General features: G+C 73.8%; 16 protein-coding genes and 1 riboswitch. Of the genes, 7 read left to right on the top strand and 9 right to left on the bottom strand.

Going from position 1 to position 25,126, the window contains the following annotated elements; all coding sequences use genetic code 11:
* Nucleotides 1-544 precede the first annotated feature (544 nt).
* Nucleotides 545-1,111 carry a MarR family winged helix-turn-helix transcriptional regulator gene (locus tag DT019_RS35530; RefSeq protein ID WP_114041132.1) on the bottom strand — a complete coding sequence of 189 codons (567 nt, stop codon included), beginning with the start codon at nt 1,109-1,111 and terminating at the stop codon, nt 545-547.
* Nucleotides 1,112-1,293: 182 nt separating this feature from the next.
* On the opposite strand from DT019_RS35530, the gene DT019_RS35535 reads away from it, so the two are divergent.
* A complete protein-coding gene (locus DT019_RS35535; protein WP_189390240.1) occupies nt 1,294-2,574 on the top strand; it encodes an MFS transporter in 1,281 nt (426 codons plus the stop codon).
* Here DT019_RS35535 and DT019_RS35540 read toward each other — a convergent pair.
* Together DT019_RS35540 and DT019_RS35545 are read right to left on the bottom strand one after the other, a co-directional pair.
* On the bottom strand, nt 2,571-4,214 hold the full coding sequence (locus DT019_RS35540) for a SpoIIE family protein phosphatase (protein WP_114041134.1): 1,644 nt from the start codon (nt 4,212-4,214) through the stop codon (nt 2,571-2,573). The genes DT019_RS35535 and DT019_RS35540 overlap by 4 nt on opposite strands.
* Nucleotides 4,215-4,351: 137 nt before the next feature.
* Entirely contained in the window at nt 4,352-5,710 is a 1,359-nt protein-coding gene (locus DT019_RS35545) for an NAD(P)/FAD-dependent oxidoreductase (RefSeq protein WP_223279931.1), read from the bottom strand.
* Between the two features lie 339 nt (nt 5,711-6,049).
* Here DT019_RS35545 and DT019_RS35550 point away from each other — a divergent pair, with 339 nt between their 5' ends.
* Together DT019_RS35550 and DT019_RS35555 are read left to right on the top strand one after the other, a co-directional pair.
* Nucleotides 6,050-6,850 (top strand): TetR/AcrR family transcriptional regulator, encoded by an 801-nt coding sequence (locus tag DT019_RS35550; protein ID WP_114041135.1) that lies wholly within the window; start codon nt 6,050-6,052, stop codon nt 6,848-6,850.
* Between the two features lie 257 nt (nt 6,851-7,107).
* Entirely contained in the window at nt 7,108-9,144 is a 2,037-nt protein-coding gene (locus DT019_RS35555) for a sigma-70 family RNA polymerase sigma factor (RefSeq protein WP_114041136.1), read from the top strand.
* On the opposite strand, the gene DT019_RS35560 is transcribed toward DT019_RS35555, so the two are convergent.
* Both DT019_RS35560 and DT019_RS35565 read right to left on the bottom strand, forming a co-directional pair.
* Entirely contained in the window at nt 9,131-12,385 is a 3,255-nt protein-coding gene (locus tag DT019_RS35560) for an AfsR/SARP family transcriptional regulator (protein WP_114041173.1), read from the bottom strand. The two genes, DT019_RS35555 and DT019_RS35560, sit on opposite strands and share 14 nt — an antisense overlap.
* 176 nt (nt 12,386-12,561) lie before the next feature.
* Entirely contained in the window at nt 12,562-14,682 is a 2,121-nt protein-coding gene (locus DT019_RS35565) for an asparagine synthase-related protein (RefSeq protein WP_114041137.1), read from the bottom strand.
* Between the two features lie 793 nt (nt 14,683-15,475).
* Between DT019_RS35565 and DT019_RS35570 the strand changes: the two genes are divergently transcribed.
* From DT019_RS35570 to DT019_RS35585, 4 genes are all read left to right on the top strand, one after another.
* Nucleotides 15,476-16,891 (top strand): MFS transporter, encoded by a 1,416-nt coding sequence (locus DT019_RS35570; protein ID WP_114041138.1) that lies wholly within the window; start codon nt 15,476-15,478, stop codon nt 16,889-16,891.
* Nucleotides 16,892-17,000: 109 nt separating this feature from the next.
* Nucleotides 17,001-18,203, top strand: coding sequence for an L-2-hydroxyglutarate oxidase (gene lhgO, locus DT019_RS35575; protein ID WP_223279929.1), 1,203 nt, complete (start codon nt 17,001-17,003; stop codon nt 18,201-18,203).
* Nucleotides 18,204-18,903: 700 nt separating this feature from the next.
* The gene (gene trmB / locus DT019_RS35580; RefSeq protein WP_223279932.1) at nt 18,904-19,650 is read left to right on the top strand and encodes a tRNA (guanosine(46)-N7)-methyltransferase TrmB; all 747 of its coding nucleotides are present in this window, start codon (nt 18,904-18,906) and stop codon (nt 19,648-19,650) included.
* A 47-nt stretch (nt 19,651-19,697) separates the two neighbouring features.
* Complete coding sequence (locus tag DT019_RS35585; protein WP_114041141.1) at nt 19,698-21,122, top strand: PrsW family intramembrane metalloprotease; 1,425 nt, start codon at nt 19,698-19,700, stop codon at nt 21,120-21,122.
* A 210-nt stretch (nt 21,123-21,332) separates the two neighbouring features.
* On the opposite strand, the gene DT019_RS35590 is transcribed toward DT019_RS35585, so the two are convergent.
* The 4 genes from DT019_RS35590 to DT019_RS35605 form a co-directional block, all read right to left on the bottom strand.
* On the bottom strand, nt 21,333-22,400 hold the full coding sequence (locus DT019_RS35590) for a M23 family metallopeptidase (protein ID WP_388972194.1): 1,068 nt from the start codon (nt 22,398-22,400) through the stop codon (nt 21,333-21,335).
* 11 nt (nt 22,401-22,411) lie between these two features.
* A riboswitch (cyclic di-AMP (ydaO/yuaA leader) is annotated at nt 22,412-22,550 on the bottom strand.
* A gap of 242 nt (nt 22,551-22,792) precedes the next feature.
* Nucleotides 22,793-23,914 carry a PP2C family protein-serine/threonine phosphatase gene (locus DT019_RS35595; protein ID WP_114041142.1) on the bottom strand — a complete coding sequence of 374 codons (1,122 nt, stop codon included), beginning with the start codon at nt 23,912-23,914 and terminating at the stop codon, nt 22,793-22,795.
* Between the two features lie 60 nt (nt 23,915-23,974).
* Nucleotides 23,975-24,211: a hypothetical protein gene (locus tag DT019_RS35600; RefSeq protein ID WP_114041143.1), complete on the bottom strand. Its 237-nt coding sequence runs from the start codon at nt 24,209-24,211 to the stop codon at nt 23,975-23,977.
* A gap of 79 nt (nt 24,212-24,290) precedes the next feature.
* Nucleotides 24,291-25,088, bottom strand: coding sequence for a MerR family transcriptional regulator (locus DT019_RS35605; protein ID WP_114041144.1), 798 nt, complete (start codon nt 25,086-25,088; stop codon nt 24,291-24,293).
* Between the last annotated feature and the right edge of the window lie 38 nt (nt 25,089-25,126).

The following is a 25,126-nucleotide window of genomic DNA, read 5'->3' on the forward strand; positions in this document are numbered from 1 at the left end:
CTCGATCCACCGAAGTGGACGGGGTTGTCAATCTGGCGTTGACTTTTGGCACGCTGTTGAGTTCTCAAGGAACGGACGCTTCCTTCGTACTCACCCTCACGGGCTTTCCTCCGGGCGCTTCCCTTCGGTATTTCGTGTTCCGACTCTATCAGACTCTTTCGTGTCCGATTTCCTCGGCGCCTTTCCGGTTCTCCCTTGCGGGTTTCCCTTTCCGGCGGTTCCGACTCTATCAGATCCTTTCGGGCCCGATTCCCGGTCTCCCGGGGCCAAGTCGGCTTGTCTTCCCGGCTGTTGGGCCGTTCCGACTCCCGAACTCTAGCGGATTTTCCCGGCGACCCGTAATCGAGTCTTCCGGGCCCGATCGAAATGAATTCGGCATGCCGAAAACACTCCCGGTCGGGAGATCGTGCTGAGTTGGGTTGCCGCAGATCCTGCGGCGGACGGTTGTTGCAGAACCGTATCGGCTCCGCGACAACTCGAAGAACCTTACGGGCCGGGGAGGACCGTGTCAACCCCGGCCCTCGCTCCTGTCCACTGGTTTTTCTCAGTCGAGGTCGGTGAGCCGGCCGCCCGCGTCCGGCTGGGCGTGCTCCACCCTGCGGAGCAGGCGGATCAGCATCTCGCCGAGGACGCCGCGCTCGTCGGAGGAGAGGTCCTGGAGCAGGTCCTCCTCGAAGTCGCTGGCCATCCGCATGGCCTCGAGCCACTTCGTCCGGCCCTCGTCGGTCAGCTCCACGATGACGCGGACCCGGTTGTTCTCGTCGCGGTCGCGCGTGACCAGGCCTTCGCCCGCCATGCGGTCGATGCGGTGCGTCATGGCGGCCGGGGTCAGGCCGAGGCGCTTGGCGAGTTCGCCGGGGCCCAGGCGGTAGGGCTCGCCCGCCAGGAGCAGGGTCTTGAGGACCTCCCACTCGGCGTTGCTGATGCCCAGGGTGGCGACCTGACGGCCGTACGCCACGTTCATCCGGCGGTTCAGGCGGCCCAGTGCCGAGACGACCTTTTCCACCTGGGGGTCGAGGTCGCGGTACTCGCGCTGGTACGCGGCGATCTGCTCGTCGAGGGTCGGCTCCTGGGGGCCGTCGGGCTCGGCGGGCTCGGTGGTCTCAGCCATGTCGCGAGTATGGCACGGGGGTCGTTGGCGTCTAAGTCCTTGAGTGTGTATTGTTAAGGCTCTAACTTTAGTGTTGAAGTCTTCAGCCCTGAGCCCTTCAGGTTCGAGCCGTCCGGCTCACCGCTCCCGGGCCGGGTTCCTAGAGCTTCCAGACCTCCAAGGTGGTGAGTGTGACCAAGGCGATGGGTGCAGCGATGCGCCGGATCCAGGCGGGTAACGCGCTGAGCGCGTTCGGACTCGGGTTCACCGTTCCGTATCTCTACGTGTACGTGGCTCAGGTGCGGGATCTGGGTGCGACCACGGCCGGTGTCGTGCTCGCCGTCTTCGCCATGGCCGCGCTCGTGGTGCTGCCGTTCACCGGCCGCGTCATCGACCGGCGCGGGCCGCTCCCGGTGCTCATCGGCGCCGCGCTGCTCGCCTCCCTCGGCGCGCTGAGCATGGGCCTCGCCTCCAGCGTGCCCGCCGCCGTCGCCTCGGCCGCGCTGCTCGGGGCGGGCACCGCCGTCATGCAGCCCGCGCTCGCGACGATGATCGTCTGGTGCTCGGGCCCCGCGACGCGCACCCGTGCCTTCGCCATGCAGTTCTTCCTGCAGAACCTCGGCCTCGGCATCGGCGGGCTCATCGGCGGCCAGATCGTCGACGAGAGCCACCCCTCCAGCTTCACGCTCCTCTTCTCCATCGAGGCGGCGATGTTCCTGGTGCTCGCCGGGATCGCGGGCTCCGTGAGGATGCCGCGATCCGTGGTCGTCCCGGACGCGCGTCCCCAGGATGAGCAGCAGCCCGGCGGCGGGATCCGCGCGATCCTCGGGCATCGGGCGATGGTGCAGCTGTGCGTGCTCGGCTTCGTGCTGTTCTTCGCCTGCTACGGGCAGTTCGAGTCGGGTCTCGCGGCATACGGCACCGAGGCCGCGGGGATCCAGCCCTCCACGCTCGGGATCGCGCTCGCCGCCAACACGGCCGTGATCGTGGTCGCGCAGTTCCTGGTGCTCAAGTTCGTGGAGCGCCGGCGCCGCAGCCGGGTCATCGCGTCGGTCGGGCTCATCTGGGCCGTGGCGTGGATCGCGGCCGGTTACGCCGGGCTCGGGCACGGCAGCCAGGCGATGGCGACCGCCGCCTTCGTCTCGACGTACGCGCTCTTCGGGCTCGGTGAGGCGATGCTGTCGCCGACCGTGGCGCCGCTGGTCGCCGACCTCGCTCCGGAGTCGATGGTCGGGCAGTACAACTCGGCGTTCGCGCTGGTCAAGCAGCTCGCGCTGGCGGTCGGTCCGGCGGTGGGCGGGCCCATGGGGGCCGCGCTGCACGGCCCGTACATCGTGACGTTCGTGCTCTTCTCGCTGGGCATCACCGTCCTCGCGCTGCGGCTCGGCAAGCGGCTGACGCTCGCGCAGGACCATCCGATGCTCGCCGCGAAGTCGCGCGTGGTGGCGGTGCACCTGCCGGAGCAGGCGCCCGCCAACGCCTAGCCGGGCAGCGCGAACTCGCACCACACCGCTTTGCCGCCGCCCGGTGTGCGGCGCGAACCCCAGGACGAGGCGATCGTCGCGACGATCGAGATGCCTCGTCCTGCTTCGTCCGCGGGGTCGGCGCGGCGGCGGCGCGGCAGGTGGTCGTCGCCGTCCGTCACCTCGATGATCAGGCGGCGGTCGGTGCGGCGGAGCCGGAGGCGCATCGGTGGGGTGCCGTGCTGGAGCGAGTTGGCCACCAGCTCGCTCGCGGCGAGGACGCCCAGGTCGCGCAGCTCCACCGGGAAGCGCCAGGAGACCAGGACGCCGGAGGCGAACGCGCGGGCACGGGGCGCCGCCTCGATGCCGCCCAGCAGATCGAGCGCCGCGTTGTGGAACAGCTCGGCCGTCGGGCCGGTGCGCGCGGGGTGCTGGCAGACCAGGACCGCAACGTCGTCGTCGTGTTCGGCGGTGACGCCGAGCGAGCGCAGCAGCCGGTCGCACACCACCTGCGGGGTGCCGACCGCGCCGGACAGCGCGCGCTCCAGGGCGGCCACGCCCTCGTCGATGTCCTCGCGCCTGCGCTCGACCAGGCCGTCCGTGTAGAGGACGGCGGTGGCGCCGGGCGGCAGGGCGATCGTGCCGGAGGTGTGCAGCCAGCCGCCGGTGCCGAGCGGCGGGCCCGTCGGGTCCTCGGCGCGGTGGACGGTGCCGTCCTCATGGCGTACGAGAACGGGCAGGTGGCCCGCCGACGCGTACACCAGGCGGCCCTCGTTGGGGTCGTGCACCGCGTAGACACAGGTGGCGATCTGGCTGGCGTCGATCTCGGCGGCCAGGCCGTCCAGGAGCTGGAGCACCTCGTGCGGCGGCAGGTCCAGGCGCGCGTACGCCCTTACCGCGGTGCGCAGTTGGCCCATGACGGCGGCGGCGCGCACCCCGCGGCCCATCACGTCGCCGATGACGAGGGCGGTGCGGCCGGCGCCCAGGGTGATCACGTCGTACCAGTCGCCGCCGACCGCCGCGTCCGTGCCGCCGGGCTGGTAGGTGGCGGCCACGCGCAGGTCGTCGGGCTGTTCCAGCTCCTGCGGGAGCAGGGAGCGCTGGAGGGTGACGGCGGTCTCGCGGTGGCGGCGCTCACTGGCGCGCAGCCGCTCGGCGGCCTCCGCGTGGTCGGTGACGTCGGCGGCGAAGACCAGCACGCCGCCTTCGTCCTGGCCGGGGATCTCCACCGGGGTGCAGGTCACCGTGTACGAACCGGCGCCCTGGGTCTTGCGGGACTTGACCGTACGGGGCTTGCGGCTGCGCAGCACCTGATCCATCAGCGGGAGCAGGCCGAGCTCGTCGAGCTCGGGCAGCGCCTTGGCGGCCGGGGAGCCGAGCGGGCGGGTGCCGAAGGCCGCGGTGTAGGCGTCGTTGACGTACGCCACGCGGTGCTCGGGACCGTGCAGGAGCGCGACCAGGGCGGGGAGCTGGCCGAGGATGTCGGGCACGGAGAGGTCGTCCAGGGCCGGTGCTTCGGCCGCTTCGTCCGGCCAGGGCTGCGGCTGCGGCCCGGATTCACCGCGGGCCGCGGGCACGGAGCCCTGGCCGGCGCGGTCGGTCCGTGCTGCGGCGCGGCGTTGCGTACCGGGGAGCCGGGCGCTCCAACGCGTGAAGTTCACGGTGTTCCAAGCCTCGTGTGTTGCTGCGGGTGCTGTGCTGCCGGTCCTTGTGCGGTGCTGGGTCGCTGGATCACTCTGTGCAGGTGTGGGCCCACCTATGGTCACACGCTCAGTGTGACGGACCGCACTGACAACCGTCAGTTCTCCTGCGGGGCCGGGCCCTTGGCGGGCGGCCCGCCGCCCGCCGCGATCTCGAACTCGGCGCGCGGGTGTTCCAGCGAGCCGAGCGAGACGATCTCCCGTTTGAAGAGACCGGCGAGGGTCCATTCGGCGAGCACCCGGGCCTTGCGGTTGAAGGTGGGGACGCGGCTCAGGTGGTAGGCGCGGTGCATGAACCAGGCGGGGTAGCCCTTGAGCTTGCGGCCGTAGACGTGAGCCACGCCCTTGTGCAGGCCGAGCGAGGCGACGGAGCCGGCGTACTTGTGGCGGTACTCCGTGAGCGGGGCGCCGCGCACGGTCGCGGCGACGTTCTCGGCGAGGACCTTGGCCTGGCGTACGGCGTGCTGCGCGTTGGGCGCGCACTCCTTGTCCTTCTCCTGCGAGGTCAGGTCGGGGACGGCGGCCGCGTCTCCCGCCGCCCAGGCGTGCTCGGTGTCCGCCACGCGCAGTTCGGCGGTGCACCTGAGGCGGCCGCGCTCGTTCAGGGGCAGGTCGGTGGCGGCGAGGAGCGGGGCGGGCTTGACCCCGGCGGTCCACACGACGGTCCGGGTGGGGAAGCGGGCGCCGTCGCTGAGGACGGCGACCCGGTTCTCGCAGGTGTCCAGCCGGGTCTCCAGGCGTACGTCGATGTTGCGGGCGCGCAGCTCGCGGATCGCGTAGCGGCCCATCTCCTCGCCGACTTCGGGCAGGATCCGGTCGCTGGCCTCGACGAGGATCCACTTCAGGTCCTCGGGCTTGATGTTGTGGTAGTACCGCGCGGTGTAGCGGGCCATGTCCTCCAGCTCGGCGAGCGCCTCGACGCCCGCGTAGCCCCCGCCGACGAAGACGAAGGTGAGGGCGGCGTCGCGGATCGCGGGGTCGCGCGTGGAGGAGGCGATGTCCATCTGCTCGATGACGTGGTTGCGCAGGCCGATGGCCTCCTCGACGGTCTTGAAGCCGATGGCGTAGTCGGCGAGGCCGGGGACCGGCAGGGTGCGCGAGATCGAGCCGGGCGCGATGACGAGCTCGTCGTACGCCAGCCGGATGGCGCCGGTGCCGTCCTCGGGCGAGGCGAGGGTGGTGACGGTGGCGGTGCGCCGCGCGTGGTCGATGCGGTCGGCCTCGCCGATGACGATCCGGCACTGGTCCAGGACCCGGCGCAGCGGGACCACGACGTGGCGCGGCGAGATGTTCCCGGCCGCGGCCTCGGGCAGGAACGGCTGGTACGTCATGTACGGGTCGGGGGTGACCACGGTGAGCTCGACCGCGCCGCTCCTCAGCTCCGACTTGAGCTTCCGTTGCAGGCGCAGCGCCGTGTACATCCCGACGTATCCGCCGCCGACCACGAGAATGCGCACTGGTTCTGTCACCACCCCATGACGCAACGGGCCCCGGGCTTTGTCCACAGGCCCGACAAATTGTGTGACTGGAGGGCACTGCTGGGGCGGGTGGCTCATTCTTCGCGGCGCAATGAGAGATGCGCAGGTCAGGGGGTGAGTGACACGTGATGGCGCGGGTCCGATTCGGTCAGGTTTCGGTCCTTGGTCCGATCGGGGGGCACACCGTGCGGAAGAACCTCTTCTGAATTGACTCCGGCTCAACTATGTTCGTATCCCGTCGGGGTGTCGGATCAGGGACCGGTCCCCGGCTGTCAGGGCGGGGAGTCTCCGGGGGGAGACGTTATTACCGGGGGATAAATGCACATTCAGGACTCTCATTGGCAGACTGCCGTCGCAGCGTCCGACGGAAACGGTCGCGTGGGCATGGGTCCGGGCGCGGGCGGATCGCGTTCCGCGCCGCTGCGGGTGGATGCCCAGCGCAATCTTGAGCATGTGCTGCGCGCGGCGCGCGAAGTGTTCGGCGAGCTCGGCTACGGGGCGCCGATGGAAGATGTGGCGCGCCGGGCCAGGGTGGGGGTGGGCACCGTCTACCGGCGGTTCCCGAGCAAGGACGTGCTGGTGCGCCGGATAGCCGAGGAGGAGACCTCGCGGCTGACCGACCAGGCGCGCTCGGCGCTCGGCCAGGAGGAGGAGCCCTGGTCGGCGCTCTCCCGTTTCCTGCGCACCTCGGTGGCCTCGGGTGCGGGCCGGCTGCTTCCGCCGCAGGTGCTGCGGGTGGGCGTGGACGCCGAGGAGACCGACGGGGTACGGCCCGAGGGACTGCGCGACGGGTTCGACGAAGCGCGGGTGCCGCAGCAGCGTCAGGTGGGCCTCGCCGAGCAGGGTCCCGGCTGGGGCCGGGTGATCGAGCAGCGGGCGGCGCCCGAGCAGGAGCTGGAGCTGGACGACGCGGGGGCGGCCGAGCTGCTCGACGTGGTGGGCCAGTTGGTGGACCGGGCGCGCTCGGCCGGTGAGTTGCGCGGTGATGTGACCGTGGCCGACGTGCTGCTGGTGATAGCCACCGCGGCGCCCTCGCTGCCGGACCCCACACAGCAGGCGGCGGCTTCGGCACGGCTGCTCGACATCCTCCTGGAGGGGCTCCGCTCGCGGCCGGCGTAAGGGGGGGTGCCGCGTCCGTTCCTTGACGGATTCGCGCTGCCTTTTCGCCCACAACTTCCTTACGCAGAGCGCCTGTTGGGGCCGGTATTGTCTGCTCCCGAGCCTACGAGCCTTCCCCGAACGGGTGACGGCTAGTGCTCGGGTGCGGGAAGTCTCCCCGGATGAGTGGTTGCCGGTCCTGAGGCTCGGCTCCGCTTGTGCTCTGTGGCACGCTTGCCCGGTGGTCAGGTCTGAGCGTGCTTACGGGAGCTTCCGCTATGGGCGTTGAAGAGCGGGACGAGTCGCGCTCGGGCGGCGGCGGGCCGGAATCAGGCGGCCCTGACGGCGGCTCCTCCGGCAACTCCGAGGGCGGCCTCCCGCCGCGGCAGGTGCCGAGCCAGGGTGGTCCCGGCGGTTCGCCGAGCGGTCACGCGGCCCTTCCGGGACAGCCCGACCGGGATTCCGTTTCCGAGTCCGCGGCCGCTCCCGATCTGGGCGGAACGGTACTGCCCGGCCCCTGGGGCCCCATGGACGGAATCGGGGACCCCGGTGCGAGCGTGCCGCCGCAGCGCGAGGGCGGTCTCCGCGAGGGCATGGCGCTGGAGCTCGCCGAGGTCGGCCAGTCCGACGCCGACCTCATCCACGCGATGCGGACCGGCGACGACAGCGCGTACGAGGAGCTGTTCCGGCGCCACGCGCACGCCGTGCGGCGCTACGCCCGCACCTGCTGCCGCGACGCGCACACCGCCGACGACCTGACGGCGGAGGTCTTCGCGCGCACCCTCCAGGCGGTGCGCGGCGGTGCCGGGCCCGAACAGGCCGTGCGCGCCTATCTGATGACCACGGTGCGGCGGGTCGCGGCGTCCTGGACGCGGACCGCGAAGCGGGAGCAACTGGTCGACGACTTCGCGGTCTTCGCCCAGCAGTCCGCGCGCTCGGCGGAGGTGTCCGACGACGACACCGTCGACCTGGGCGCCGAGGTGCGGGCCATGCACGAGGCCGAGCAGACGCTGGCGATGCAGGCGTTCCGCTCGCTGCCGGAGCGCTGGCAGGCGGTGCTCTGGCACACCACCGTCGAGGAGGAGTCGCCCAGCGACATCGCGCCGCTGTTCGGGCTCACCGCCAACGCCACGGCGGTGCTCGCCAGCCGGGCCAGGGAGGGCCTCAAGCAGGCCTACCTCCAGGCGCACGTCTCCAGCGCGCTGACCGCGGGCGGGGACTGCGCCCGCTATGCCGACCGGCTCGGCGCGTACGCGCGCGGCGGGCTGCGGATGCGGGCCGAGCGCGGGCTCAGCAAGCACCTGGAGGAGTGCGCCAAGTGCCGGGTCGCGGTCGTCGAGCTCCAAGACGTCAACGCCGGGATTCCCGCGCTGCTTCCGGTCGCGGTCATCGGCTGGTTCGCCGCCGGGTTCTCGCTCAAGGCGGCCGGTGTGGTGGCGGGTGGCGCCGCCGGGGCCGCGGGCGCCGGTGCGGCGGCCGCGGCGACGGGCGGCGGTTCGTCCGGCGGCGCGACGGGGGGTGCCGCGGCCTCGGAGGGGCTGGGCGCCCCGGCCAAGGCGGGCATCGCGGCGGCGGTGGCCGTCGCGGTGGCGGCGGGGCTCGTGTTCGCGCTGACCGGCAACGACGCGCCGCCGCCGAAGCCCGACGCGAAGCCGCCCGCGGTGGCGCCCGTCGTCCCGCAGAAGCAGCCGCCGCCCTCGCCCGAGCCGCCCGCCGCGCCCGTGCCGCAGCCTCCGCCTCCCCCGGCGCCGAAGAAGCCGTCGGCGAGGCCCACTCCGCCGAAGCCGACGCACCCCCGGCCCACGCCGCCCCGGCCGGTGCCGCCGCCCAAGCCGACGCCCCCCAGGCCCACGCCGACACCGCCCCCGCCGCCGCCCGCTCCCGCCGTCTTCCAGGTGAACCGCCTGGAGTACGGCCTGCTCGGCGACGGCACCAAGCCCGAGGTGCGGCTCGGCGGGTCGAGCTGGCTGTGGCAGCGCTCGGGCATGCGGATCGGCGAGCGGCGCTATCCGCACGGGGTGACCGTGCACGGCCGGTCCTCGGTGACCATCGACCTCAACCGCCAGTGCCGTACCTACGACGCCTATGCGGGCGTGGACGACCTCACGATGGGGCTCGGCGCGGTGCGGTTCTCGGTGTACGGGGACGGGGCCCGGCTGTGGCAGTCGCCGGTGATGCGCGGCGGGGACCCGGCGGTGCCGGTGCACGCCGACATCTCGGGCCGCAGGACCATCCGGCTGGTCGTCGAGCCTGCGGGCCCGTTCGGCGGGGCGGCGCTCGCGGACTGGGCGCAGTCGCAGATCAGCTGCCGCTAGCCGGGTCCTCGCCGCGGGCGCCGGTCACGGCGTCCAGGAGCGGGGGAATCCCGGCCGGGATCAGGGCCGCCCCGGCGGCGCGTTCGGCCTCGTACTGCTCGGGCGTGAGGGCCCGGCCCGCCCGTGCGGTGACGAACTTTTCGATGTCCGCCTCCGGCACGGAACGCGGAATTCCGGCCCGCCAGGCGGATGCCGCGCCCAGGACGCGTACCGCCAGGGCGTGCTCGTCCAGCTCTCCGAGCCACTGGGCGGCGCGTTCGGCGAGGTGGGCCAGGACGATCTCGCTGCAGGCGGCGGCCGCCGCCGTGCGCAGGGTGTCCGCCATGGCGCGCAGGCCCGCCGACGGGCCGGACTCGGCGGCGGCGATCCGGGCTTTCAGAGCGTCGAGCAGCGCGACGAAATGCGGCGGCAGCGGGCCCAGCTGGGCGAACTCGACGGCCTCCTCGTGCAGGGCGCGGGCGGTGGCGGTCTCCCCGCGGTCCAGGGCGATGACGGCCAGCAGGGAGTTCACGTACGGCGTCGTGTCGCCGACCCGGTAGTGGTCGGCCTCCACCGACGCCTGGGTCAGGGCCTTCTCCGCGGCCTCCACGTCCCCGCTGCGGTAGGCGAGTTCACCCACCCGGGCGATGAGGAACGGCGTCTCGTGGTGGGCGCCCACCTCGCGCGCCAGCTCCAGCGCCTCCTCGTAGGCGGGCCGGGCCGTGTCGGGCAGGCCGCGCATCATCGCGGCCTCGGCGGCGGCGCTGGCCACCTGTGCGCGCATCCAGCGGTCGCCCACGCGGCGGCTGAGGCCGCGCAGTTCGGCGAGGTCCTCGTCGACGCCCTCGAACCCGCCGGGGGTGTCGATGGCCATGTGCGCGCGGAACATCAGGGAGACGCCGATCGCCCACTCCTCGCCGTACCGGCGGCAGTTGGCGACGACCGCGTCGATCGACTCGCGCATGATGATCTGGCTGCCGACGTGGAAGGTCGTGAACGGCCAGAGCAGCCCCGGGAAGCGGGCCGCCTCCGGCCCGCCCGCCTCGAAGGCCTCCCGGAGCTGGAGGAGGCGGCCGCGTACGCCGGGGCTGTCGAGCCCCTGGCGGGGGTTGGTGTCGGAGAGCAGGAAGAAGCGGAGCAGGTCGAGGTGGAGCCGCGGCCAGTACCGCGGGTCGGACGGGTCGTCGGGCGGCGGGGAGAGCGTCGCGATCGCCTCGCCCCAGGCGGCCCCCTCGATACGGTAGTTGCGCACCCACCAGAACCAGCCCACCGACAGCGCGAGTTCGGTGGCGGCCCTCTCGTCGGCGGTGGCCTGCGCCGTGGTGCGGCGCAGGACGGCCCGGATGTTGTCGAGCTCCGTCTCCAGGCGCCGGATCCAGGGGAGCTGGTCGCCCGAGCGGATGCGGGGCTCGGCCCGGCGGGCCAGCTCGCGGTAGTACGCGGTGTGGGCGTCGGCGGCGGCGCGCAGCACCTCGGGCGTCTCGGCGGCCCGCTCGGCGGCGTACTCGTGGATGGTCTCCAGCATGCGGTAGCGCATGCCGGTGCCGTCGGCGGCGGGGACCGCGCTGACCAGGGACTTGTCGACGAGGGCGGCGAGGGCGTCGGTGCTGCCGCACACCGCCTGGGCGGCGGCGAGGTCCCAGCCGCCCGCGAAGACGGAGGCACAGCGCAGGACGGCACGTTCGTCCTCGTCCAGGAGATCCCAGGACCAGTCGACGACGGCCCGCAGCGTCTGCTGGCGCGGCAGCACGGTGCGGCTGCCGCTGGTCAGCAGCCGGAACCGGTCGTCGAGGCGGTCGGCGATCTGGCGCGGGGTGAGCAACCGCAGCCGAGCGGCGGCCAGTTCGATGGCGAGCGGCAGCCCGTCCAGGCGGCGGCAGATCTCGGCGACGGCCTCGGCGTCGGCCTCCGGGTCGAAGCCGGGGCGCACGGCGCGGGCGCGCTCGGCGAACAGGCGGTGCGCCGGGGCCGGTGGCAGCGGCTCGACCGGGCGGACCGCCTCGCCGGGCACGCCGAGCGGCTCGCGGCTGGTGGCGAGGATGCGGAGCCGGGGGCAGCGGGTGAGGAGCGTCTCGGCGAGCCGGGCGGCGGCGTCGATGACGTGCTCGCAGTTGTCGAGGACGAGCAGGGTGTCCGGGCGCCGGGCGAGGTCGTCGACCAGCAGCGTGGTGGGGTCGGCGGAGCCGGTCGGCTGGCCCTCGCGCACCCCCAGAGTCGTCTCGCGCAGGCCGAGCGCGGAGACCACGGCGCCGGGGACGGCCTCGGGCTGGTCCAGCGGGGCGAGCTCCACGAGCCAGGCCGCCGTCTCCGCCCCGGCCGCCGCCTGCTCCGCGAGCCGGGTCTTGCCGGTGCCGCCGGGCCCGGTGAGGGTGACCAGCCGGGAGTCCGCCAAGTCGGCCCGGATGGCGATGAGTTCGGGCTCGCGGCCCACGAAGGAGGTGAGACGGGGGCGGATGTTGCCGTTGGCCGGGGGGCGGTGGTCCGCGGTGGAGCGCGGGGCGTCGTCCGCCTTCGAGGCACCCGTGGACCGCGGGGCCGGGGGCGCCGGGGCTGCCAGCAACTCGGCGTGCAGGGCGGTCAGTTCGGGCCCGGGGTCGGTGCCGAGGGAGTCGGCCAGGGTGCGGCGGGTCCGCTCGTACGCGGCGAGCGCGTCGGCCCGGCGGCCCTCGGCCCGCAGCGTGCGGATCAGCTGGGCGTGCAGCGTCTCGTCGTACGGGTACGCGGCGAGCAGCTCCGTCAGTTCGGGGAGCAGCGCGCCGGTGGCGCCGCGCCGCAGGTCCGCCTCGATGCGGTCGCGGCGCGCGGCCAGGCGCCGCGCCTCGGGGCGTACGGCGGCGTCGCGGTCGGGGAGGTCCGCGAGGGCGGGGCCGCGCCACAGGGCGAGGGCCGCGCGCAGGGTCCGGGCCGCGGTCTCCGGATCGCCCGCCGCCAGCTGGGCCGCGCCCTGTGCCGCGCCCTCCTCGAACGCGTACAGGTCGATGTCGTGCGGCTCGGCGGCGAGCCGGTAGCCCGCGGGGCCGGACTCCACGACCTCCCGGCCGAGCGCGCGGCGCAGCCGGCCGACGAGCGCCTGGAGGGCGGCGGGCGCGTCCTGCGGCGGGTCGTCCGCCCATACGTCGTCGATCAGCGTCGCCACGGACACGGGGCGGGGGGCGCGCAGCGCGAGCGCGGTCAGCAGGGTTCGCAGCCTCGGCCCGCCGAGCGGGACGGCGGTGCCGGTGGTGTCGTGCGCCTCAGTGGCGCCCAGGATCAGGTACCGCACGGCAGCCATTGTGGCGGGGAACGCGCGTGCGGGGGGAATCAATAAGTGCCGGAGCCCGCGGGCCGCCCTCCGACACCGCTCCCCTGCCCGCTCGTCGGCCCTTCCCGTCCTCCCGGGCTCGCGCCACCAGACGGCCGGCACGCGCACGGCGATGCCGCCTCAGGCGCGGGTCCGGCTCAGGAACGCAGGGTGGGGCGGCGCGGCGGGGTCACCCCGCCCGCCACGGCCCGCTGCCGGGGTGCGGCGGTGCCCGTCCAGCACGTGCCGCGGCGGGCCAGCAGGCGGCGCAGCCACAGCTCGGTGGAGATCAGGTCGGCGAGGCCGTCCAGCGGCAGGGGCTCGCCCGCGGCGGCCGCGCGCACCGCCTTGCGCACGGTACGGGCCTCGATCAGGCCCGCGTCGGCGAGCAGCGGCGCCTCGAAGAGGGAGATCAGCGGGTCGGCCGACTGGCGCAGTCCGGCCCGGGACGCGGCGGTCGAGGGCGCGTGGGAGGGGGCGCCCCAGCCGGGAGGCAGGTCGCGCACGCCGGACGCCGACAGGACCGTACGCAGGATCGTGGCGCGCGCGCCGGGCTGGACGCGCAGGGATTCCGGCAGGGCCCGGCAGGCGCGGACGACCTGGTTGTCGAGGAACGGGGCGTGCAGGCGCTGGCTGCGCACCTCGGCGGCCTGTTCCAGGATGCGGTGGTCGGCGGCGTACCGGGCGAGCGCCGCGGACGCGCGGGCCTCGCCGGGGCGCTGGGAGGGGGCGGGGCGGGTCGCCGAGGCCATCAGGCGAACCGATACTTCGGCGAGTGCTTCCCCGGTCAGCCAGCGGGCCGCCGGGCCCGGCCGGGTCCACGACAGGGCCGCCAGGGAGATCGACAGGGGGCTCGCCGCGTCGTCGAAGCGGGGCGTGCGCAGGGCGTCCGCCGCCGACTCGATGCCGGTGCGATAGGGCGTGCGGGCCAGGCGGCGGGCCGCCCGGTAGACGGTCAGCGGGACGAAGAGGGAGTTGGCGCTGGGCCCGCCCGCCTTGGCCAGGGCCGTGGCCGGGCGGAGCAGATGGCGGCGCTGGCGGTCCATCAACAGGTCGGCGAGGCGCGCCGGATGGGCGTCCAGGACCTGGCGGGCGCCGCTCCCGGTGAAGTGGTCGGCGCTGCCGGCGAGGAGGCGGCGGCGGTGGCGCGGGGCCGCGATGAGGGACGGGCCCGGCTCGTCGGTGAGCGGACCTTCGAGGTCGGCGTACGGCAGCGACTCCTCGGAGCCCGTCACCACCACGTGGTGCAGGCGGGGGTTGGCGGCCATCGCGCCGGCCCGCTCCAGTTCGGCCCGGCGTCCCGGCACCGTGAGGTCGTTGAAGGTGACCGCGAGCAGGCGCTCGCCCGCCCCCGTGCCGTGGCCGAGGACCGTGCCCGGCACCCCGGGCAGCCCGGCCGCGAGCAGGGCGAGGGTGGCGGACGCGGGGCCGCCGGACAGGTCGGCCCCTATGCCGGGGGCCGGGCCGCCGCGGGCGGCGCGCCGCTCGGCCGGGCCCATGCCCGGGACCGGGCCGGGGTCCGGCGGCAGGGTCTCGGGCGCGTGCCGGGGCGCGGTGAGTCTGGCGCGTACCGCCGAGACCAGCGCGTCGCGCACGCCCTCCACCGCGGCGGCGGGCTCGCGTTGGGGCGCGGCGACCGCGAGGGAGGCGACCGGTTCGTAGCCGGTGATCTCCCGCGAGCCCTCGCGCAGCACGAGCGCATGGCCGGGCGGGATGCGCCGGACGCCCGCGTAGGGCGTCGAGTCACCGAGCGCCTCGGGCACGTCGGGGCAGGCGAGGAGGGCGGCGAGGTGCCCGATGTCGAGCTGGGCCTCGATGAGGTCGGCGAGCGGAAGTGCCGCCGTTCCGTAGGCGGTTCCGCCCGCCCAGGGGGTGTAGAAGACGGGCCGCGCGCCGGCCAGGTCGCCGACGACCGTGACACGGCGGGCGACCTGGGCGACGGCCGTGTAGCTGCCGGGCCAGGCGGTGAGGTGGCGCAGCGCGCCCCCGCGCGCGGCGAACAGGCCGACCCGGAGCTCCTCGTCGCTGGCGGCGCAGCAGCCCAGGACGGCGAGGCGGGTGTCGGCGCCGACGCTGACGATGCGGATCTCGTCGGGCCGCCAGTCGCCCACCGCCCACAGCGGATCCGGGTCGCCCCACAGGAGTTGGGCCCCGACGGGGTGAACGGTGCGCCCCTCCTCGGGCTCGCCCACGGCCCCGGCGGTGCCGTGGCCGCCCGTGCCGTAGCCGCCCGCGCGGAAGCTTGCGGCGACGCTGCTCCACCCCACCAACCATCGCATCGCGCCTCCACAGGCTGTGGACAACTCGTGGACAACCCCGTCCGCCCGGTCCGCCCGGGGCGGCCCGCGGACCGGCCGGGGACGGCCCTCGGCACGGAACCGGGCAGGGCCGAAGGAGTCCGGGACCCCATGCTGCCACGACAACGGCGCCCCGGAGGGGCTACGGGTAGCGGGCGCAAAAAGTGAACGCGCCCCGGCCGCTGGCCGATTGGCGTCGTTCCCGGGACGTACGGGACGGGACCCGGGTGATCGGGGAGGCGTTCCGGACGGGTCGGGCGAGGGGCGATATTCAGCCATTCTCGGGCCGTGGCGGGGCCGCCACACCAGCCTCCGGAGGCCCTCAACACACAGTCCGGGAGGCGCTGTTCGCCTCCCGGACCGGTCCGCCGCCCGCGGGGATTGAGGCGGCGGTGTCCCCCAGCCCACTGGATCCATGCAGCGGGCCGACCCACGCACCACACATGGAAGCGCTCCCCCGGGGGACCTGCGAGAGCGCACGGCCGGGCGCACGGCCACACGTCGGGAGCGCGGCGGCGGCCACTCCCGCCTCACCCCCGGCGCAACGGTGCCGCGATCGCGGCGCGTCCGGGGGTGTCAGCAACTGTTCGTACGGAAAACAATCTCGCCATACGGAAGACCGCCCCTTAACGGTCGGGATGCGGCGAACTACGCTGTGTTTACTGCTGTTCCCCACGGGTGGCATATTCCCGAGGGCTCGGCCACATGCTTTTGCGGCCGACGATCCGGACACCACACCGTCCGGGGGAACGCCGTCTGTGTCGAGGGGTGGCGCATGTCCAGGGAGCAACGCGGGCCGAACGAGAAGCTCGGCACCGTTCTCGCCCTCGCGGGAATCAGCAATGCGGGCCTGGCGCGACGGGTCAACGACCTCGGCGCGCAACGGGGCCTGACCCTTCGCTACGACAAGACCTCCGTGGCCCGGTGGGTTTCCAAGGGCATGGTGCCCCAGGGCGCCGCGCCCCATCTCATAGCGGCGGCCATCGGCGCCAAGCTGGGCCGTCCCGTGCCGCTGCACGAAATCGGCCTTGCGGACGCGGACCCGGCCCCCGAGGTCGGGCTGGCCTTCCCGCGCGACGTGTCGGAGGCGGTGCGCTCGGCGACCGATCTGTACCGGCTGGATCTGGCCGGGCGGCGGGCGGGCGGCGGCATCTGGCAGTCGCTCGCGGGCTCGTTCGCGGTCAGCGCGTACGCCACACCCGCCTCACGCTGGCTCATATCGCCCGCCGACTCGTCGGTGGCCCGCAGCGGCGACCTGACCGACCTGCCTCCGCTGAAGGTCGGCCACAGCGACGTAGCCAAGCTCCGCGAGGCGGCCGAGGACGCCCGCCGGTGGGACTCCAAGTACGGCGGCGGCGACTGGCGTTCGTCCATGGTGCCGGAGTGCTTACGGGTCGACGCGGCCCCGCTGCTGCTCGGCTCGTACAGCGACGAGGTGGGGCGGGCGCTGTTCGGCGCGACCGCCGAACTGACCCGACTCGCCGGCTGGATGGCCTTCGACACCGGCCAGCAGGAGGCCGCCCAGCGCTACTACATCCAGGCGCTGCGGCTCGCCCGCGCGGCGGCCGACGTGCCGCTCGGCGGCTACGTCCTGGCCTCGATGTCGCTCCAGGCCACCTACCGCGGCTTCGCCGACGAGGGCGTCGACCTCGCGCAGGCCGCCGTCGAGCGCAACCGCGGGCTCGCCACCGCCCGCACCATGTCCTTCTTCCGGCTCGTGGAGGCGCGCGCCCACGCCAAGGCGGGCGACGGGCACCCCGCCGAGGCCGCGCTCAAGGCCGCCGAGGCCTGGCTGGAGCGCTCGCGCGACGGCGACTGCGACCCCTCCTGGCTCGGCTTCTACTCCTACGACCGCTTCGCGGCGGACGCGGCGGAGTGCTACCGCGACCTGAAGGCGCCCCGGCAGGTGCGCCGCTTCACCGAGCAGGCCCTGTCTCGGCCCACCGAGGAGTTCGTCCGCTCGCACGGGCTGCGGCTCGTGGTGAGCGCGGTGGCCGAGCTGGAGTCGGGGAACCTGGACGCGGCCTGTGCGGCGGGCACCCGCGCCGTCGAGGTCGCGGGCCGCATCTCCTCCGCCCGCACGACCGAGTACGTGCGCGATCTGCTGCACCGTCTGGAGCCCTACGGGGACGAGCCGCGCGTGGCCGAGCTGCGGGAACGGGCCAGGCCGCTACTCGTGACCCCGGCGTAGGGCCTCGACCGGACGTTTACCGGGATTGTCAGTGGGTCAGTGCAGTATGTGGTGAGGGGGTCCGGGGCCGTCCTCCGGGAAGGACACGGCCGGGGTGGGAGGTGTGTGGGTGACGACGTACGACTGCGACGTGCTGGTGATCGGCGGCGGGATCGTCGGTCTGTCGACGGCGTACGCCCTCACGCAGGCATCGCCCGGGACCCGCGTGACGGTCCTGGAGAAGGAGAGCGGCCCCGCCCGGCACCAGACCGGGCGCAACAGCGGGGTCATCCACAGCGGCATCTACTACAGGCCCGGCTCCCTCAAGGCGCGCTTCGCGGTGCGCGGCGCGGCCGAGATGGTCGAGTTCTGCGCGCGCCACGGCATCGCCCACGAGGTGACCGGCAAGCTGATCGTGGCCACCGAGCGCGCCGAGCTGCCGAGGCTGCACGCGCTGGTCCAGCGCGGCCGGGAGAACGGCATCCCGGTGCGCGAGCTGGGCCCGGCGCAGATAGCGGCGTACGAGCCGGAGGTGCGCGGGCTCGCCGCGATCCACGTCGGCACGACGGGGGTGTGCGACTACGGGGCGGTGGCGTCCCGCCTCGCCGAGCTGTCCGGCGCGGACGTGCGCTACGGCGCGGAGGTCGTCCGCGTCTCCCGGCGCCCCGCGCTGGGCGTCGCCGTGCGCACGGCCGACGGTACGGTGCTGCGCGCCCGCGCCCTGGTCAACTGCGCGGGGCTGCACTGCGACCGGGTGGCGCGGCTCGCGGGCGACGATCCCGGGGTTCGGATCGTGCCGTTCCGCGGCGAGTACTACGAGCTGGCCCGGCCCGGTCTGGTCAAGGGCCTGGTCTATCCGGTGCCCGACCCCGCCTTCCCCTTCCTCGGCGTCCACCTCACCCGGGGCGTCGACGGCTCGGTCCACGTCGGCCCCAACGCGGTGCCCGCCGCGGCCCGCGAGGGCTACGACTGGCGGACGGTGCGCCCCGCCGAGCTGGCCGGCACCCTCGGCTGGCCCGGAACCTGGCACATTGCCCGCCGCCACTGGCGCTACGGCGCGGGCGAGGTGCGCCGCTCCCTGTCGAAGCGGGCCTTCACGGACGCGGTACGCCGCCTGCTGCCCGCCGTCGAGGAGGCCGACCTGCGCACGGCCCCGGCGGGGGTCCGGGCCCAGGCCGTCCTGAGGGACGGCACGCTCGTGGACGACTTCCTGATCCACGAGGCCCCCCGCACGGTCCACGTCCTGAACGCCCCGTCCCCCGCGGCGACGGCGTCCCTGCCGATCGGCAGGGAGGTCGCGCGGCGGGTGCGGGCGCTGGTGGACGGCCTGTAGCCCCTCCCGGGGCCCCGCCGCCCCTGCCCCCGCTGTGAGCACCCCCGGCCCACCCGCGAAATCAACGCCCTTCACCCTGCCGGGGCATCACGCAGTTCCCAGCGCCCCTCGACCCCCCTTCGATCTGCGGACCGTGCCCGCCCGCCCGCGCAGTTCCCCGCGCCCCTCGGCCGCCTCCCGCCCACAGACCGTGCGTGGTGACACGCGCAGTTCCCCGCGCCCCTCGGCCGCCTCCCGCCCACAGACCGTGCGTGGTGACTCGCGCAGTTCCCCGCGCCCCTAAACCCCCGTCCGCCCACAGACCGTGCGTGGCCGCTCGCGCAGTTCCCCGCGCCCCTTGGCCGCCTTCCGTCCGCAGACCGTGCCCTCTTGCTCGCGCAGTTCCTCGCGCCCCCAAAGGACGTCTGTGTTCGCGGGGTGGGGTGCATGGCGGTGCTGGGGCTCGGCGGGTACGGGTGCATGGGTGCGGCCCCAGGTGCCTGAAGGGGCGCGGGGAACTGCGCGAACGACCACCGACATCCGCAGACGACACACAGCACGCGGCAGCGAAGCACGCGCCCGCACGGGCACAACCCCGGACACCCCAAAGGGGCGCGGGGCCGGGGCCGAGCCTCGGGGGGAGCGGCACCGTAGACTTGGCCGCATTGTGTCTGAGCAGCCCCGCACCCCAGAATCCCCGGCCCCGCCGACCGAAAAGGTCCTGCCCAGGGACAAGGCACCCCGCTTCCCGGGCGGCCCGGCGGCCGACCCCGCCGGCTCGCACCACGAACGCCGCATCCGCAGCTTCCAGCCCCGCCGCAGCCGCGTCACCACCGGCCAGGGTGAGTACCTGGAGCGCCTGTGGCCGGTGTGGGGCTTCGACATCGACGGCATGCGCAAAATCGACCTGGCCGAGATGTTCGACGGCCTCCCCGTGGTCCTGGAGATCGGCTTCGGCATGGGCGAGGCCACCGCGCAGATGGCCGCGGACGACCCGTCCACCGGCATCCTCGCCGTGGACGTGCACACCCCCGGCCAGGGCAACCTCCTCGGCCTCGCCGAGCGCGGCGGGCTGAGCAACGTCCGCGTGGCCAACGGCGACGCGATCATCCTGCTGCGCGAAATGCTGGAGCCGGACGCCCTGGACGGCCTGCGCGTGTACTTCCCCGACCCGTGGCCCAAGAAGCGGCACCACAAGCGCCGCCTGATCCAGCCCGAGTTCCTCTCGCTGGCCGCGACGCGGATGAAGCCCGGCGCCGTACTGCACTGCGCGACGGACTGGGAGGACTACGCCGAGCAGATGCTGGAAGTCCTCAAAGCGCACCCCGACTTCGAGAACACGGTCGACGGCGGCGGCTACGCGCCCCGCCCCGCGTTCCGGCCGCTGACCCGGTTCGAGGGCCAGGGCCTCGACAAGGGACACGTCGTGCACGACCTGTTGTTCCGGCGTGTCGGGCACAGCGGGTAGTGCAGGCACCGTCGCGCATTGTCAGTGACCCTCGTTAGGGTCGTCTGGTGTCCTTCGAGTCGCTTCCGCACCGCCCGCACCCCGGGCAGGCGCCCCAGCAGGCCGGGCCGGGTCTCACGGCCCAGCCCGTTCCGGCGTGCGCGGACGAGCCCCGGTTCGGCGCGGTCCCGCCGGACCGGGCGAAGTGGCGCTACCGCCCGCGCCGCGACTTCTGGCGTTCCAAGGCGGTCCGCGCGGGCGCGCTGATCACCCTGCTCGCGCTGTGCGGCCTGGTCATCTTCGCGCTCGTACGGGATCAGACCGGCACCGAGGGCTTCCTCGTGGGGCTCGGGCTCGCGGTGCTTCCGGTGCCGCTGCTCGGCGCCGCGTTCCGCTGGCTCGACCGGGTCGACCCCGGCCCCTGGCGCAACCTCTTCTTCGCCCTGGCGTGGGGCGCCTGCGCCGCCGCCCTGGTGGCGATCATCGCCAACTCGTTCGCGACGCGCTGGATAGCCACGGCCACCGCCGATCCGTCCTCCGCCGACCACCTGGGCGCCAGCGTCATAGCGCCCATCGTCGAGGAGAGCGCGAAGGCGGTGGCCGTCCTGCTGCTGTTCCTCTTCCGCAGACGGGACTTCAAGGGGATCGTCGACGGCGTCGTCTTCGCCGGTTTCACCGCGACCGGCTTCGCCTTCACCGAGAACATCCTGTACCTGGGCAACGCCTTCGGAGAGGACCAGGCCAGCCACAGCGGGGGCCTCGCCTCGACCACGGCGGCGACCTTCTTCGTACGGGTCGTCATGTCGCCGTTCGCGCACCCGCTGTTCACCGTGCTGACCGGCATCGGCTTCGGCATGGCCGCGCTCGCGCCGCCCGGCAGGCGGCTGCGCCGGGTCGCCTTCCCGCTGCTGGGCCTGGTGTGCGCGATGGGCATGCACGCCCTGTGGAACAGCTCGACGCTGTTCGGGGTGTACGGGTTCTACATCGTGTACGGGGCCTTCATGGTGCCGGTGTTCGGGCTGCTGACCTGGCTCGCGATCTGGAGCCGCCAGCGCGAGCTGCGCACGATCGCCGCCGAGCTGCCCGCGTACGCCGCGGCCGGCTGGCTCGGTCCCGCCGAGCCGCTCGCGCTGTCCTCGATGCGGGCCCGCGCGACGGCCCGCGACTTCGCGCACCACCGCTTCGGCGGGAAGCCCGCGGCACGGGCGGTCGCCGAGTACGAGGCGTTCGCGACCGCGCTCGCCTTCCTGCGCCACCGCGCCTACCGCAGCGCGGGAGCCACCGGCCCGGGGCCCGACTTCGCGGCCCGCGAGCAGGAGCTGCTCCACCATCTGTGGGAGCGCAAGCCGGTCGCAGCCCCGGCGCTGCTGTACGCGGCGGGCGCGACGGGCCGGATCTGGCTGCCCCCACAGCCGGGCCCCCCGCACCCCTACACCCAGCACGTGCAGTACAGCCACCCAACCCCGGCCCACCACAACCCCTACCTGCACTGACCTGGGGAGAAAGTGGCCTATTTCGGGGGCGCGAGGAACTGCGCGAGCAAGCGGCCACGACCCGCAGACGAAAACGGGTTCAGGGGCGTGAGGAACCGCGCGACCAGCCCCCACCAGCCTGCGGGCAAAAGGGGGTTGAGGGGCGCGGGGAACTGCGCGAAACCCGCCCGCCCCGCACCCAGCCGAAACCCCCAGCCCCGCAGGGCCACCTCAGGGATTGAGCCCCTTCGACTGAAGCCAGGCCATGGGGTCAATGCCCGTACCGGACGGCGTGTGCACCTCAAGGTGCAGATGCGGCCCGGTCACATTCCCCGTCGCACCGACGCGCCCGATGACATCCCCCGTGGCCACCTTCTGCCCCACCGACACCGCGAGGGACGACTGGTGGCAGTACCAGAGCTCGCTGCCGTCGTCGAGCGCGATGACCGTGCGGTAGCCGTACGCCCCCGCCCAGCCCGCCGACAGAATCGTCCCGGAGTGGATCGCCTTGAGCGGCGTACCCGTCGGGGCCGCGAAGTCGAGGCCGGTGTGGTGGCCGGAGGACCACATCGAGCCGGCCTCGCCGAACGTGGAGGTGAGCGTGTACGAGCCGACCGGCAGCGAGTAGCTCGCGGCCAGCTTGGCGAGGCGCTCCTCCTCGGCCTTCTTCGCCGCGGCCTCCTCGGCCGCCTTCTTGTCGGCCGCGGCCTGGGCGGTGGCCGCGTCCTGCTTGGCCTTGGCCTCGGCGGCCGCCTTCTCGGCGGCGGCCTTCTGCGCGGCCGCCTTCGCCTCGGCCGCGGCACCGGCCTTCTGCTGCTCGGCCTGCTGGAGGATGCGGGCGCGCAGCGCCTCACCGGCGTCGGTGGCGCCCTGTTCGGCCTCGGCGGTGGACAGACCGGTCATGGTGAGCGGCGCGGCGGCGATCTTCTGGTCGGCGCGGGCGGCGGCGGTCTTCGGGGCGTCCGCGCCGTGCGAGACGAGTTCGCCGACGCCGGGCAGCGACCCGAGGTCGGGCAGGCTGTTCTTGACGGAGTCGGGCAGCGATATGGAGACCGGCGGCTTGGTCTGCGCGGTGGCCATGCCGCCCGCGCCGACCGCGGCTATGACGCCGACGCCGAGGACGGTGGAGCTGCGGGCGAGGCCGCCGCGCTGCTTGGCCACCCGGTGCCGGCCGCGTACCGGGCGGACGGACTCCTCGGTCGGGTCCCACTCCTCCCAGCTCTCGGTCTCGCCGGGTACGTCCCCGTACAGCGAATGCGGAGGCATGGGGGTGTCGAGGGCAGGCTCGTTGGACGCCACGAAGGCGCGCTCCTTTCCTTCCTTCTCGCCTACCGGGTTAGCTGACGGGTTCGGAGCAGGAAGGTCTCCTACGAGTGCCTGGGAAGGCGCCCGATTCACCCCAAGTTGGTGGTTCCCCGGTTCCCTTGCGGGATTCGGCGCAGGCGCGCGGCGCCGCCTTGGCGGCGGCTGGGACGACCGCGCTGCGTTATCGAACGTTAATAGACAGCAGGGGTTGTTTCCAAGCCGTTCCCACTGATCGTTAACGGTCCTGGCCTGGACTTACCGCGCCATAGCCGGGCCAAACCGGGCGAGTTGACGGCCTCTCGGGGTCACCCGCGTCACACCCTATTTCTGACGGTGTGTCAATTGTTATGCGCAGCGAGACCCTTCGGGCACGCACCGTGAGCGCCTCATTTCACGATCCTGACGGTGCGCCGCCGCTCGGGCTGCCCCTCGCTCGGCCGGGTCACCGCGAGCAGCGCCATGTCGTCGCTCGCGCCGCCCCCCGTGTACCGGCGCACGTCGTCCACGAGCGCGTCCAAAACCTCCTCCGGGCCGGGGAAGATCGCGCCGCGCAGCCGGGTGCCGGGGTCGTAGAAGACCCCCTCGGCGTCCCGCGCCTCGGACAGGCCGTCGGTGTAGAGCAGCAGCGTCGACCCGGCGGGGAAGGGGTGCGGATCGGACCGGTCCGGCCACACCCCGAGGTCCGCCATGCCGAGCGGCAGCGCGGGCTCCCTCGGTACGAGGGTGTCGAGGGAACCGTCCGCGTGCAGCAGGAACGGCTCGGGGTGCCCCCGGTTCACCAGGCGTACGGTGCCGTCGCCGCGCGGGATCTCGGCGAGCAGCGCGGTGGTGAACCCCTCCACCGCGTCGAGCCGGTCGCGGCGGGTGCCCTCGCGGGCCAGCGCCCGCTCCAGGCGCTGGGTCACCGCCTCCAGGGACGACTCTTGCTCGGCGGCCTCGCGGAAGGCACCGATCACCACGGCGACGGCCTCGACCGCCTGGAGGCCCTTGCCGCGTACGTCACCGACGATGAGCCGCACCCCGTACGGGGTGTCCTGCACGGCGAACAGGTCACCGCCGATGAAGGCGTCCGCCTGCGCCGCCTCGTACCGCGCGGCCACATGGAGACCGCCGATCCGGGCCGCGGGCGTGGGCAGCACGGCGCGCTGCGCGGTCTCGGCGATGACCCGGGCCGAGGCGAGCTGCTCGTCGCTGCGGCGCAGGATGCGGTTGATGAGGAGGGCCAGGGCGCCCACCGTCAGCACGGTGAACAGCTCGCTGGCGCCTTCGCCGAGGTTGGGAAGATCGTGCAGGAACCAGAGCCCCACCACGGCGAGCATCGAGCCGAGGCCGATGGCGGCGGTGGCGCGGGCCGAGTGGAACGGGGCCGCGATCACGGGGGCACCCGCGAACAGCGCGGCGAAGGTCAGGTCGGGCGGGGTCGAGGCGTCGAAGACGAAGCCGACGACGATGAGCAGCACGGGTAGCGCCCGTACCAGGCGCCCGTCGCCCTCCGCTGCCTGCCGCACCCGTCCAGCCTGGCGCTTCCCGGCCGCTCCGGCGACTCGGCACGCCCGATCGGGTGCCGGTCAGTGGCGGCGGCAGCGGTGCGGACCCGGGCGTCCCCGGGCGCAGCTCCCGCGGGTGTGGCGGTGGTTCGTCCCCTGATCCGGCACGCAGGGCAGTTCGACCCAGCCACCGCGGTTCAGCCGGCAGCCGTGCACGGGGGCCGCGGTCCCGGCGGCCGGCACCTCCGCGACCGGGGCGGGCCCGGCCGTCTTCTCGCAGCCGCTCAGGACGAGCGCGCAGACGACGAGCAGCAGCACGGCAGGCACCTTCCGCCGTGTCCCCCGCTGCCCCGACCGCGTCACCGCTCTCCCGTGCTCACTCATGGCGCACGCGAGACTACTCCGCGCACGCGCTCCCGGTGGCGGCCGGATCGTCGGCGAGGTGCCGTTCGGCGTACACCGTGAGGGCGTCCCGGACGAATTCCGCCGTCCCCTCGCCGTGCTTGTCGTAGTGGACGCCGAAGCGCGGGTCGTCGACGTACATCCGGCCGATGCCGATGACGTACGCCCTGCCGACGGTCGTGGTGGCGGACAGCCAGGCGACATGGCGCCGCGCGATGTCCTGGGCCACGTCTCCGTCGGCGGCGAGGGCGGCCGCGTGGGCGGCCCCCCAGTCCCGGGCGATGTCCTCGTGCTCCTTGAGGAACCCCTTCTTCTGCTCCTCGGTGAGCGAGCGCCACCAGCGGTCGCCCCGGCGGTAGGCGTCCTGGCCCCAGCGCCGGGTCACCTCCTCCTCGTACCGCGTGTGGTCGAAGCCGTCGAACACTTCCTCTGCCATGAGCTCTTCTCCCCTCTCGGTCTTGTGCAGGGTGGTCCGCACGGACGCGATCTGCCGCGCGATGCGCTCCCGCTCCTGTTCCAGGAGGCGCAGATGGGTGCGCAGGGCGGCGCTCGGATCGCGCTCGCCCTCCAGGACCTCGCCGATCACCGGCAGCGACAGGCCCAGCTCCCTCAGGAGCAGGATCCGCTGGAGGCGGACCAGGGCCGCCTGGTCGTAATAGCGGTAGCCGTTGCTTCCGATCCGGCTCGGGGCGAGCAGGCCGAGGTCCCCGTAGTGCCGAAGGGTGCGGCTCGTCGTCCCGGCCTTCTTGGCGATCTCCTGGATCGACCACTCCTTGCCGTTCACATCGACCACGCTAGAACTTGACGTTGCGTAAAGGTCAAGCGCTGTCG

Origin of the sequence: Streptomyces sp. SDr-06 (assembly GCF_003324565.1) — a bacterium.
Classification (GTDB): Bacteria; Actinomycetota; Actinomycetes; order Streptomycetales; family Streptomycetaceae; genus Streptomyces.

Coding starts and splice junctions, on each gene's coding strand:
- DT019_RS35530 (WP_114041132.1), bottom strand. CDS start 1,111: ATGGCTGAGACCACCGAGCCCGCCGAGCCCGACGGCCCCCAGGAGCCG.
- DT019_RS35535 (WP_189390240.1), top strand. CDS start 1,294: ATGGGTGCAGCGATGCGCCGGATCCAGGCGGGTAACGCGCTGAGCGCG.
- DT019_RS35550 (WP_114041135.1), top strand. CDS start 6,050: ATGCACATTCAGGACTCTCATTGGCAGACTGCCGTCGCAGCGTCCGAC.
- DT019_RS35555 (WP_114041136.1), top strand. CDS start 7,108: ATGGGCGTTGAAGAGCGGGACGAGTCGCGCTCGGGCGGCGGCGGGCCG.
- DT019_RS35565 (WP_114041137.1), bottom strand. CDS start 14,682: ATGCGATGGTTGGTGGGGTGGAGCAGCGTCGCCGCAAGCTTCCGCGCG.
- DT019_RS35570 (WP_114041138.1), top strand. CDS start 15,476: ATGTCCAGGGAGCAACGCGGGCCGAACGAGAAGCTCGGCACCGTTCTC.